We start from the raw sequence: 13,236 nt of genomic DNA, 5'->3' as shown, positions 1-13,236 counted from the left end.
GGATTGTTTGTCACTGGTGGATATCATCAGGGGAAACTGTCAGGCGATGTGCACTGGCTGAATAATTCTATACCCCACACTCCAAAAACACTACTTAACAAATCTGATACATTGTTATTTATTAAAAAATTTTTTATCTCTGCAAAATTATCAGTTATTTATACGAATGCATGAATGTAAATTATACAGTGCCGCCGCTGAATATCTGGGTTTTCAGAAAAAACTTAAGTTTCTCTGGCGGGGTTAACGGGTAATAATCGGTAGCAGCCACCAGGCTAACAGAAGACCCCCGAAGACCGGAGCTAAAATGACTGTACTTCCTGAAGATATAGAACACGCCCTGGATGCTCTTGAGTCCGGGTACCAGAAATCTGTCACTGCCCTGCGTGAGGCACTGCAAAACTATGCCCTGCAGGGGATATTACCGGACCCTGTCACCCGTGCCGCAGGTCTGTTTGTCTATCCTGAGCTGCATCTGAACTGGCAGGGAGAAACCGCACCGGCCAGCCGGGTACGAGCATGGGGACGATTTACCCGCCAGGGCAGTTATGCCACTACCGTCACCCAGCCAGCGCTGTTACGTCATTATCTACGTGAACAGCTCCGGATGCTGGCGAGTGAGTATGACTTTACTCTGGAAGTGCGCCCTTCCCGGACAGAAATTCCCTATCCTTATGTCATTGAAGGTACGGAACTACCAGCGGACCGGGAGATCATGGCCAGTATCGCCCGCCACTTCCCGGTGACCGATCTGTCGCATATTGGTAACGAGGTTTCTGATGGCCTGCTGGGTCAACAAGGTGATTTCCCACTGGGACAGTTTGATGCCTTACGCACCGATTTTTCTCTTGCCCGGCTACGTCATTACACAGGAACTTCCACTGCAGACTTTCAGCCTTTTGTCCTGTTCACCAACTATAACCGCTATGTCGATGAATTCGTCAGTTGGGCGGTGGCCCAGGTCCGGGACCCGGCGACTCCTTATACCCGCTTAGTCTGTGCCGGAGGAATAGAAATTACCGCCGAAAGCCAGCAACCGGAAGATATTGTGACTGATCTCGCGTGGAAAAAACACCAGATGCCGGCATGGCATCTGATAGCCGATAATAAACGTGGAATAACGCTGATAAACATCGGTGTAGGTCCCTCGAATGCCAAAACCATCTGTGATCATCTGGCCGTACTGCGTCCGCATGCATGGCTGATGATTGGCCATTGTGGAGGATTACGCGAAAGTCAGAGGATTGGTGATTATGTGCTGGCACATGCCTATTTACGGGATGACCACGTGTTAGATTCTGTACTGCCACCGGATATTCCGGTACCCAGTATCGCTGAAGTCCAACGGGCACTATACGATGCTACCCGTCAGGTCAGCGGGATTCACGGTGAGGATATTAAACAACGCCTGAGGACGGGTACGGTGGTGACCACTGATGACCGTAACTGGGAGTTACGTTATGCAGCATCAGCATTACGCTTTAATCAAAGCCGGGCCATTGCAGTGGATATGGAAAGTGCCACAATCGCAGCCCAGGGTTATCGTTTTCGGGTTCCCTATGGCACCCTGCTCTGTGTCTCTGATAAACCCCTGCACGGTGAAATAAAGCTGCCCGGTCAGGCTAACCGGTTTTATGAAGGTGCTATTTCCGAACATCTGCATATCGGGATCTGTGCCGTGTCGTTGCTCCAGGCAGAGGCCGACCGCCTGCATTCCCGTAAACTTCGTACCTTTGACGAACCGCCTTTCCGCTGAGGCAGCATTTCCTAAGCATAACGTGACAGAAAACACAAATAACAAGGGGCGGATATCCGCCCCTTAAAATGCCAGCCACAACTGTTCATAACCCCATCAGTCCTGGCCGGATGATTCAATACTCAGGCACTTAACCAGCCGAGTTTGATGACAAACAGAATCGACAGAATAATCAGTGCCGGATTCACTTCACGCACCTTTCCGCTCAGTAACTTCACTACGGTCCAGGTGATAAATCCAAACGCGATCCCGTTGGCGATCGAATAGGTGAATGGCATGGTAATCGCAGTCACCGCTACCGGCGCGGCAGTAGTAATATCTTTCCAGTCAATCTCAGCCAGACCAGAGGTCATCAGTACCGCCACAAATAACAGTGCTGGTGCTGTCGCGTAGACCGGTACACTCCCCGCCAGTGGTGAAAAGAACAGTGACAACAGGAACAGGATAGCGACCACCACCGATGTCAGACCAGTACGGCCACCCGCACTTACCCCGGCTGCTGATTCCACAAAACTGGTGGTGGTAGAAGTGCCCAGCAGTGAACCGAACAGTGCTGCCGCACTGTCAGCAACCAGAGCACGCCCCATTGCCGGAATATTGCCGTTCTCATCGCTCAGACCGGCACGACGGGTCACCCCAATCAGCGTACCCGAGTTATCAAACACGTCGACAAACAGAAATGCGAAAATCACACTCACCAGACCAACGTTGAATGCACCTGCAATGTCCAGTTTCAGGAAGGTTGGAGCCAGTGACGGAGGAGCGGAGAAGATTCCGCCAAAGGGAGTTAAACCTGCCAGCATCGCAATCGCGGTGACCACCAGGATACCAATCAATACCGCACCGGTCACTTTACGTGCTTCAAGAATGACTATCAGGAAGAAGCCCAACAGCGCCAGTAACGCGCCTGGTTTAGTGATATCGCCCAGACCCACCAGCGTCGCCGGGTTACCTACCACAATTCCTGCTCCTTCCAGTGCAATCAGTGCCAGGAACAGACCAATACCGGCAGCAATCGCCGAACGTAAAGGCAGTGGGATGCTGTTAATGATCCACTCACGAATTTTAAACAAAGAGAGTGCAAAGAAGGTTAATGCCGAAATAAATACCGCACCCAGAGCAACCTCCCAGTGGTATCCCATATGCAGCACGACGGTATAAGTGAAAAAGGCGTTTAAGCCCATGCCCGGAGCCAGAGCAATCGGCAGATTGGCAATCATACCCATCAGTACAGAACCGATTGCCGCAGCAAGGCAGGTCGCCACGAACACTGCACCTTTATCCATCCCGGTGGCACCAAGGATACTTGGGTTAACAAACAGGATATAGGCCATTGCCAGGAAGGTAGTACAACCGGCAATCACTTCAGTACGAACGCTGGTTTTGTTTGCTTTCAACTTAAAGAGTTTTTCAAGCATGAGTCGATCCCTTTTTGATATCGCTTACCACGATTTTCATTTTTATTACGGCATTTCAGAAAAAGCCCTCTGCGACACTGTGTCCGGCAGAAGGCTTTTTCACATCACCCCAAACAGAATTACACAAGCAAAACCCGTGCCATGGCATAGCACAGGTCAGTATTCCCGGAGAATAGCTGGACAGAAAAACCACACCTGGCTGCACCATGAAAGCGCAAACGTTTTCCTTCCGGCTGCCGATCCTAATCATCGACAGCACCGGGAGCAATAAGTTTTTCTGATTACCGGCAGGAAAAATTATAGCGATGCCGGATAACCGGCATCTGACAGTAAACTGCTGGTTAACTCACCAGCATCAGTTCATGTTCATCCACTATAGTTTGTTGTGTCAGTGACAGCAGGCAATTTTTAACCGCCTGGGCCGAACCCGACAACGGCAGAGCAGAAGAGATATTTAGCGATAAAGGCAGGTGTAACGAAGGTGCAGTAATTTTTGCCATCCAGCCATTGATAGGTGCAGTTAAAGATTTCGCGGCAGATTCAGGCAATACCGAAACACCCATGCCACTGGAAATTGCTGCTGAAAGGGTCGACAGAGATTCAATTTCACCAATGATATGTGCACTTAACCGGCGCAAGGAAAATGCTTCATCAACCCGCTGACGTACAGCACTATAATCACGCGGAAGATAGAGATTCATGCCGGCAACTTCACCCAGGTCAACCGTATGTCCCGGAGAATTCCCGGTGCCTACCAGATACAGTTCTTCTTTCATTAACGGCTGACAGTTCAGCCCGGTAACAGGTGTCCGGTCATAGAGCAATGCCATATCCAGCTGGCCATTCAGCACTTTTTCATTCAGAGCATGACCACTGTTTTCGTGCAGATAAACCAGAATTTCCGGGTATGTCTCACGCAACTTCTGCAGTAATGGCATCACCAGTGAAGAAGCTGCAGTCCCGGGAGCAAGACCAATTGAGACCTGTCCACTCAGGGTATGTCCGGCATTATTCACCGCCAGTTGAGCCTGTTCGCACTGCCGCAAAATATTTCTGGCATGGGTATAGAGGACTTTCCCAGCATCTGTCGGAGTCACTCCACGCTTGGTGCGGATCAGCAACTGCTGGTCCATTTCACCTTCGAGCGTAGCGACCTGCTGGCTCAGTGCCGGTTGCGCAATATGCAGAACTTCTGCGGCCTGGGTAAGACTGCCGATATCGACAATTTTCACAAAGTATTTCAGACGTCTTAGATTCATTTTTCCCCCGTCACGAAATCCGGAAACTCAAAACAGGCTATGCCTTTGGATGGATATACCGGTAGTTGCAATAACCAGGCCAGAAATGAATAAAGCCTGTCAGCAAAGACAGGTCATAACAAAAACACTATGAAAAGAGGCTGTTCTGTTGTTTTTTTAAGCACAGGGTTATTTCAGTTCGATGACAGAGAACACTAAAAAACGCACCAGGCCAGTGCAAAATGTCTGCCATTAGTGCAGGTTGACGTTGTCCAAAAGCCAAAATAGCATTGCTCCCTGTCAGAGGCTGTTAACACTGCCACGCCATGGGGCTGGCAGCATTGTGTTAGTTAAGTTAACCAGCCATTAGAGCAGAGCATTAGTCAACTCATCTGAGTGTCGGGATGGTTGTGGCCTTTCTAAAAATTAGAATGTAGGTCAGGATTACCCCACAGGCTACACCTGCTGCCAGGTTCCCGGTAAAAACGGTGATCCCGACTGAAACTATCATTATCAGGGTTTCTGACCAGGGACTTTTTATCAGTGTCGCAGGGCGAATGCTATTCCAGTTAATCGTTTTCATCGCAACTACTGCCATGATACCGGCCAACGCAACCATAGGTATTCTGTTTAATATATTGTTCATGTCAGTACTCAGTAACAGTAAAGTAATGCCAGCAGCAAAGGTTGAGAGGCGGGTACGGGCTTTTCCCAACTCAATATTTACTATCGACTGCCCGATCATCGCACATCCGGCGACACCTCCCAGAGAACCCGCCAGAAGATTAGCTGCTCCTAAGGCTAAAGACTCACGCGTTTTATCTGAAGAGGTTTGAGTCATTGCATCGGCGACGGTTGCCGTAAGTAATGTTTCCATCAACCCTACCAACGCCATGCTCAGGGCCGTTGGGAAAATTATCATCAGTGTATGAAAATTAACTGGCGCCATATTCCAGTCACGAATCATGTCCCCTTTCAATTCAGTTCCCTGAACTCCGACCATAGGTACTGTGAGTCCGGCAAAATAAACCAACAATGAAATAATAAGTACTGTAATCAATGGAGCCGGGACTCTGGGAAGTAGCCGTGGAACACACACGGTAATAATGGCTGCCAGAGCGAATAATATATAGATGATAATTCCGTGATGGTTAACCGAAGACAACTGAGCCGCAAAAATCAATACTCCCAGTGCATTTACAAAACCATTCATCACCGGTTGTTTTATAAATCTAATGATGCCAGCAAAGCCCGCACAGCTGAAAATAAGTTGTAGCGCACCACAAAGCAATACGGCAGGCATCAGATAAGCCAGACCGTGCGTATGAACCATAGGTCCGGCAACCAGTGCCACAGAACCTGCAGCCGCAGTTACCATAGCAGGACGCCCACCGGCAAATGATAATGTCAGACACAATATGACTGATGAAAACAAGCTTATTTCTGGAGATACGCCAGAAATTACCGAAAAAGAAATAACCTCTGGCACGAGTGCTAAGGCAGTAACCAGGCCTGCGACAATTTCTCTACTCCAAATTCCCGAAGATAATTTCATTGATTCCACTCCTTCAGGAACCCACTCTGGTAATGCATCGAAATCCAATATGGCTGGTAGCCGTATCCAGTGTTTGTCCTTGTCGTGCTGCGGGCCGATATCGTAAACAGTAATTTGGAGCGCACAAATGTGACCCTCCTTTCACAACATTTCGTTGCCCGGTAATATTTACAACCCTTTCAGGGGTACAACAGTTATGAGGCGAAGAAGAAGCATGATTTGGTGTGAATCTGCTGCTTGTCCATTCCCATACATTGCCTGTCATATCAAATAATCCATAACCATTCGCCGGATATGACATCACTGGTGACGTCCCTGTAAAGCCATCTTCAGCCAGATTCTCCCAGGGGAAACGCCCTTGCCAGGTATTTGCCATATGTCGCCCTGCCGGCATAAACTCATCTCCCCATGAGTATGTCTTACCCTCCAACCCTCCCCTTGCTGCATATTCCCATTCAGCTTCATCAGGTAATGTTCCTCCCACCCATTTCGCATAGGCAAGTGCATCGGCAAACGTTACCTGTACCACAGGATGGTCGGGGTCAGGCTGTTTGCCAGCGGCTTTTCCCCAGGGATAACGCCAGTTGGCCCCGGGGACATAGGCCCACCAGGCCCGAAAATCTAGTAAGCTGACAGGACTTGAGGGCGGGGTAAATACCAGGGATCCAGGAACCAAAAAGGAAGGATCAGCATCCGGGTAAAGTGATGGGTCCGGAGGAAGCTCTGCAAAAGTCTGGTAGCCGGTATTTTCTACAAACCGTGCAAACTGCCGGTAGGTTACCGGATGTCTGTCAATGCGGAACTCCCTCACTTTAACACGGCGCAACGGACGCTCTTCCGGATAAAATTGTTCAGAGCCCATGGTAAATTCTCCGGATGGGATCAGTATTCCCTTGTCATGACGCGGTCTGACAGACTGAACATTCATTATGTTTACTCCTGATTTCGGGGCAAAGAAATCCCTGCCCCGGAGGACATCAATAAAAGATAAAGTGAATGACTACTGATATTATGCTTCGGTTATGCGATCCGGAATAAAGTCCAGTAACGACCCAGGGGGTATTAAGGCTTCTTTTTTCACCGAGTCTTCAAATTCACGAACTATCCGATGTGCGTGTTGCATAACCCACCATCGAACATATCTCTGATTAACCGCTTCTCGTTCTTTAGGATCTTCCTGAAGATGTGTAATACGGGCAAAGCCAAGAGGTAATTCAGGATCATGGAAATGTTGTTGACGTTTAAAATTAATTTTAAAGTCTTTCCATTTTACAGCATGTAATTCGTCGTTAAGCCAGACCATACAGGCTTCACGATTTGAGTTTTCCTGTTCATTAAGAAAAAATGCACTCTGATCAATACCATCAATAAGTCTGTCTTGTGGGATATCACAGCCGGTAAATTTAGCTAACGTGCTGAACATATCAGTGACATGGACCATCTCATTACTTTCAATACCCGGTTGTATATATCCAGGCCAGCGAATCAGTAGTGGTGTACGTATTCCACCCTCCGCAGAACTAAAATACGAACCATCAAAAAATCCTCCTGTCCCACGGCCTGCCAGATGATCTTCCGCACCATTATCCCCACACATTACAACAATTGTATTGTCTGCAACACCCAGTTTGTCTAAGTGGTCCAGCAGAACACCAAAATCGTTATCCAACATCAGCAAACAATCCCCCCAGTCACCATTGGAACTTTTACCAATGAACTCGTCCCGCGGTATCATCGGGAAATGCATCAGGGAATGATTAAAATAGACAAAAAAAGGCTCATCGTCTGCCACTTGCTGATCGATAAATGCTTTGCTGCGGTTTAAATATTCCAGATCGCAGCGCTTTTTCATATCCATGGTTAATTGCTGATCTTTTAGAGGCCAGCAACCTTCTCCCTTCCGACCTTCATGCATATAAGAGAATCCGTCACGCTCGGCTACATAATGCGGATCTTCGAGCCACATACATTCATCATAAGTTCTGAGCGGCCCATACCATTCATCGAAGCCGTGGTCGGTGGGCCACCGCCCATCTTCTGCACCGATATGCCACTTTCCATAACAGGCTGATTTATAACCTTTTTCTTCAAGTAATTCCGCAATAGTTCTTTCCCAGGAGACGAGTCCACCCGAGTTACCACCTAAGGCAATCGTATGATTACCCGACCTAATCGGATAACGACCAGTCATCAGTGCGGAACGGGTGGGTGTACACTGTGGCTCAACTACATAATGTGTAAGTTTCATCCCCTCTTTCGCAAAATCGTCCATGCGACGGGTATCTGCACCACGTAAAATACCACCACCATAACAACCTAACTCTCCCATGCCCAGATTATCAACATGGAAAAAAAGAATATTTGGTTTACGGTTTGACATGATTTACCTTCCTCTTTCACTTCAAAAAATTATCAAAAAAAATAGTCGCACTCATAAATGATTTTCTATTCATGACTGAAAACTCAAACTCCGCCTGCTTTTAACTCAGTCTCCATCGCAGCTAATGATTCATTCCTGATCAATATTTTTATATGATTAACTAACTCTATAAATTCCGGGCTACGGGTCATCTCAGCAGTCCGTGGTCGAGGTAAAGGAACAGTAATTTCAGCTTTAATTCGCCCGGGGCGAGCTGTCATCACATAAATTTTATCGGAAAGAAACACTGCCTCCTCAATATCGTGAGTAATAAACAATACAGAGGTTCGAAACTTCTGCCAGATATTGGTCAGAATTTCCTGCATTACCGTTCGGGTTTGCGTGTCCAGAGCACCAAAAGGTTCATCCATTAATAACACTTGCGGATTTGTAGCTAATGCCCGCACAATGCCTACCCGCTGTTTCATTCCACCTGATAACTGTTCGGGATAATGGTTTTCGAAATCTGATAACCCTGCCTGTTTGAGAAACATAGCAGCTTTCTCTTTGCGCTCCTTTGCAGGTACTCCCGACATTTTAAGTCCGAACTCCACATTTTTACGTACACAGAGCCATGGAAAAAGAGAATATTGCTGGAATACCACACCACAATCAGAACCAGGCTTAATTATTTTGTTGTTATCCAATCGAAGCGTCCCGCGGGTGGGTACGGTAAATCCGGCAAGCATATTAATTAACGACGATTTACCACAGCCCGAAGGTCCTATCAGTGAAACAAACTCTCCCGGATTAACCTGAAAAGTGACATCCCTCAGAGCTTCTATGCGCGACTTTCCGCGACCGAAACTCATACTAATATTAAGACATTCAACAAACCCCTTATCGCTACTGCTTGTCATGTTTTCCCCCACGAGTTAATGCTTTCCAGGGCATGATCCTGCTTCCAATAAATCTAATGCCACTGCTGCAGATTAATCCAAGGACGCCAATGGTTATCATTCCCAGCACAATTGATGGATAGTTCACCAGCGAATACGATTCCCAGGTGAAATAACCGACTCCGAACTGACCTGCAATCATTTCCGCTGCGATTAATGACACCCAGGCTACCCCCATCCCGATTTCGAGTCCGGTGAATACTGCGGGTAATACTCCAGGCAGGATCACATATATAACCAGACTAAGTTCACCAGCCCCCAGGCTTTTTGCTGCCCGAATCAAAACACCGTCCATGGATTGAACTCCATATAATGTATTAACTAAAACAGGGAAAAATGCGCCCAAAAAAGTAATGAATACTATACTGGACTCGGTTCCCGGCCATAACATAATAGATAACGGCACCCATGCAATCGCAGGGATAGGTCTGAGCAATTCAATTGCAGGCATCAGAAGAAGGTTTACAATTTTATACCTTCCTGCACAAACACCTAATATAACACCTGAGAAAGCAGCAATAAAAAATCCGAACAGAATCCTCTTGATACTATATATTATATTAACAACATATCCTTTCGAGAAAATAGTATGTAATGCCTGAACCCCTACCTCATAGGGGGGGGGTATATTTTCAAACCTTACATATAAATTCACTTTATACTTAGTACCAAAATACCAGACAATAAAAACACTCCCTATAGACAGACAGTAAATCATCGATCTTAAAATATTTTTCGATATCGTTGAGTTTTTAAAAAAACTTATCAACATGCCGCACATTACGATTCCTGTTAATCAATAATGAATGGATAATTCAGTCTGTGCCGATGGAGTAAAAATCACTTTTTGGCAATCACTTGCTGATAGCTTTCCAGTTCACCACCATTTTTATGGTTATATAACTCCGCATCTTTCTTCAACATGAAAGGTGTGATTCTCAAATGACCATTACTGGTCACTACATTATAAAATGCATTCAAGGCGAACATTTTTATTCCCCTTTGATGATCTATAACATATACCGTATCTATTTCTTTTCCAGGTGTTCTTCTCAGGACAGAGAAAGTGCACTCAGGTGAACTATATGATATTAAATTTCCATCACTGAACCAAATCTGTCCGATAGCCTCCTGATTTTTAATTGTGACATGGCACTCTGGATCTTCTGTATTAATGCCATAATTACTAAAACTGCCAAGCTGCGCAGCGTAATTATATCCAAGTTCCTTATATGCCTGTTTAATATATGAATCATTGACCCAGGCGTTAATGTTAAGTGGTTTTACCATATTTATCTTACGTAACAACCCATAGTCTTTTTTCAGTGCATTGACCAGCAAAGGCTTAATTGTTGAGTCCAACGTATGAATGCCATCCGGCCCCAGATAAATATAAACCACTTCTTTATTTATTTTTGTCCATTGCTCGATTTTTTCAGAAGCCTGTACAGGATTTGATTTAAACCAGTTGTCTGCAGCAAGTACGGCTTTCAGATATCCAATAACAACTTCGGGATACTTATCTGCAAAATCTTTACGAACGACAATACCATGGAAGGTAGGTATATCTGTTTCTGCACCATCGTAGATTTTCCTGCCTATCCCTCGAAACGCAAGTAATTCAGGATACGGAACAAAATCAGCATGGGCATCTATATGATTTTCTTGTAAACTGGTGATCCCTACCTCCGGAGACTGAGAAATCAGATTAAAATAATCTGGTGGTAATCCTCGCTCACTTAAGGCATTCATTAGCATCCCATGTGCTGCTGAGCCAAAGGGAACCGAAACAATTTTTCCTTTCAGATCGCTAATATCATAGTAAGGTGAGTTTTTAGGCACAACAATTCCATTGCCACTACCATAACGATTATACGCTATCACAGCAATCAGCTCTGTCTGGTTATTTAATTGTTGTCCTATAGCACCATTGACCAGAAGGGGATAATCGCCCATCATCCCTATTTGTAATTTTCCTGCCATCATACTATTGGTAATCGGTGGTGCCGAGGTAGCATTTAGCCAGCTTATGTTGTAACTGACACCCTGGTACTTTCCTGTATGCGGCAGATATTTGTCCAACAGCCCTAGTTTTTTTAATACTATTCCCGCTGTAACTGTATTTGTGGTGGTATCCTGAGTACCGATACCAAGATTAATAGTCTCCGCACTTGCCAGTGACGGCAACAGTGACATTGAAGAAATGAGTAATAAAGTAGATCGTTTAATTTTAAACAATTTAATAAATTCCATATGGAACCGTCCTTACGGTAAGGTAATTACTCTGGTAATTTTCACCACCACATAATTATTGCATGTAGGAATAGTACTACGCCGGATTTATTATCTATTCGACTATATTATTCACTCTAAAATTAAATTGAAATGAATCGCCACGATAGTACAGGTTCTCGTATTCAATAGGTTTACCACTGGCGGTATTAACAATACGCTCAATCATTAACACTGGAGATCCTTCCTCAATATTTAGCAGAGACCCGCATTCAGAATTAGCCAGTTGTGAGCTTATTTTTAAATCCGCATAACCCAAAGAAATATATAGTTTTTCTTCCAGAGCATGAAAGATATCCTGTGTTTCAAAGTCAATATTTCTCAATCTCTCCCCTAGTTCCTGGAGGATATATGTCACATCAATTGATACCGGTTCTTTGTTAAGAAATCTGAGTCTTTTTATTTCTATCACATCACTTCCAGGCTCAACCCTAAGGTTTTTACTGATGCTATCCGATGCCTTTATATTTCTGAAGGATAATAATCTGGAGTGACTTTCATGTCCCATTTTACGCATTGATGTCGAAAATCCCTGCAGACTATTTTGTAAATCCTGAGAGACAACTGGTGGAGAGACGAAAGCCCCTCGACCATGGGATTTATAAATCATCCCTGCTGACTGTAGTTTACTTAATCCCTGACGAATCGTAATTCTGCTCACTCCAAAGATTTCCATCAACTGGCTTTCAGAGGGTATTTTCTGATTCTGTTCATATTCGCCATTAATAATTTTTGAGTATAAATACTCATATACCTGCTCATACATAGGGTGAGAGGAATTTTCATTGCATAATGGTATATTTAAGTTTTTTGCCATGTGACATATTCTCATCATATTTACAGGATAAGAATATCCACTCCCGCCTCACAACTCAATATGACATGTTATATCAATATCACATATCCCATATCAACATTCATGATATACCTCGGCAACATTTCCACCTCCGGAACCAAAATTATAGTTAACTTACTGATAGCAATAATGATAACTATTTATACCTTTAGTCAGCTGTTGATGAACTATATTTTTCAAACCTCATAAAATCCTTTACAGGCCAATAACTTTAGCACTGATGGCAGATCTCTACTTCATGGATGTGTTTTTTTCAGTACCCACCTCCCTGCTTGTTATAACATGTTCACTTTTCTGTCCGGGGGTCTTATTCATAAACACTTTATTATAACCAGCAGGTATTATTTATAACTCATTGTAAATTTAAGTTCTGGGCCATAATCACCATCAACTTTAACGGTTGCCTGGGTAGTTATCACTTTCATATGACTCATGTTCTGATAGCAAATGCATAATAACTGATGAAATATATACAATAATTCTTAGTTTCGCCCGTCGATTCAGTATCACCTTTTAGATTGAATCTCACATTTACTGTACTTAAGAATCATTCTCTGAAACTCCCTGATAATGTCACCAGTCGCGCAGGCAGAAGCTCAGAATCACTAACAGGAAGAGTTACACAGAACTTTTATCAACGATGTTTCCATCACCCTCCTGCTGAACATCAGGCAGTCAGGGCATGGCGCAATCAGGTAATATCTTCATAAAATAGGCGAACCACGGCACTACTCTGACCTTGCCATCGCTACCGTAGTGATGATTAAACGATTGTGTCGTCTGGTAATCCCCCCATTTTTAAC

The 13,236-nt window shown here is 44.9% G+C and carries 10 protein-coding genes; 1 reads left to right on the top strand and 9 read right to left on the bottom strand.

What is annotated here, in order from left to right:
• Positions 1-307 precede the first annotated feature (307 nt).
• The gene (locus B3Z23_RS06380; protein ID WP_294904441.1) at positions 308-1,756 is read left to right on the top strand and encodes an AMP nucleosidase; all 1,449 of its coding nucleotides are present in this window, start codon (positions 308-310) and stop codon (positions 1,754-1,756) included.
• Positions 1,757-1,878: 122 nt separating this feature from the next.
• On the opposite strand, the gene B3Z23_RS06375 is transcribed toward B3Z23_RS06380, so the two are convergent.
• The 9 genes from B3Z23_RS06375 to B3Z23_RS06335 form a co-directional block, all read right to left on the bottom strand.
• The gene (locus B3Z23_RS06375; RefSeq protein WP_294904438.1) at positions 1,879-3,174 is read right to left on the bottom strand and encodes an NCS2 family permease; all 1,296 of its coding nucleotides are present in this window, start codon (positions 3,172-3,174) and stop codon (positions 1,879-1,881) included.
• 341 nt (positions 3,175-3,515) lie between these two features.
• A complete protein-coding gene (nac, locus tag B3Z23_RS06370) occupies positions 3,516-4,433 on the bottom strand; it encodes a nitrogen assimilation transcriptional regulator NAC (protein ID WP_294904436.1) in 918 nt (305 codons plus the stop codon).
• Between the two features lie 367 nt (positions 4,434-4,800).
• Positions 4,801-5,967: a SulP family inorganic anion transporter gene (locus B3Z23_RS06365; protein ID WP_294904433.1), complete on the bottom strand. Its 1,167-nt coding sequence runs from the start codon at positions 5,965-5,967 to the stop codon at positions 4,801-4,803.
• A gap of 13 nt (positions 5,968-5,980) precedes the next feature.
• Positions 5,981-6,895 carry a formylglycine-generating enzyme family protein gene (locus tag B3Z23_RS06360; protein ID WP_294904431.1) on the bottom strand — a complete coding sequence of 305 codons (915 nt, stop codon included), beginning with the start codon at positions 6,893-6,895 and terminating at the stop codon, positions 5,981-5,983.
• An 81-nt stretch (positions 6,896-6,976) separates the two neighbouring features.
• Entirely contained in the window at positions 6,977-8,347 is a 1,371-nt protein-coding gene (locus tag B3Z23_RS06355; protein WP_294904428.1) for an arylsulfatase, read from the bottom strand.
• 83 nt (positions 8,348-8,430) lie between these two features.
• Positions 8,431-9,246: an ABC transporter ATP-binding protein gene (locus B3Z23_RS06350; RefSeq protein ID WP_294904425.1), complete on the bottom strand. Its 816-nt coding sequence runs from the start codon at positions 9,244-9,246 to the stop codon at positions 8,431-8,433.
• Positions 9,233-10,066, bottom strand: coding sequence for an ABC transporter permease (locus tag B3Z23_RS06345; RefSeq protein ID WP_294904423.1), 834 nt, complete (start codon positions 10,064-10,066; stop codon positions 9,233-9,235). Before B3Z23_RS06345 ends, B3Z23_RS06350 begins: the two co-directional genes overlap by 14 nt.
• A 59-nt stretch (positions 10,067-10,125) precedes the next feature.
• A complete protein-coding gene (locus B3Z23_RS06340) occupies positions 10,126-11,538 on the bottom strand; it encodes an ABC transporter substrate-binding protein (RefSeq protein ID WP_294904420.1) in 1,413 nt (470 codons plus the stop codon).
• Between the two features lie 94 nt (positions 11,539-11,632).
• On the bottom strand, positions 11,633-12,394 hold the full coding sequence (locus tag B3Z23_RS06335) for a GntR family transcriptional regulator (protein ID WP_294904417.1): 762 nt from the start codon (positions 12,392-12,394) through the stop codon (positions 11,633-11,635).
• Positions 12,395-13,236 lie beyond the last annotated feature (842 nt).

Origin of the sequence: Tatumella sp. UBA2305, assembly GCF_002345795.1 — a bacterium.
Classification (GTDB): Bacteria; Pseudomonadota; Gammaproteobacteria; order Enterobacterales; family Enterobacteriaceae; genus Tatumella; species Tatumella morbirosei.
Note: the sequence above shows the minus strand (reverse complement) of the source record. Positions and strands in the feature narration are given on the sequence as shown.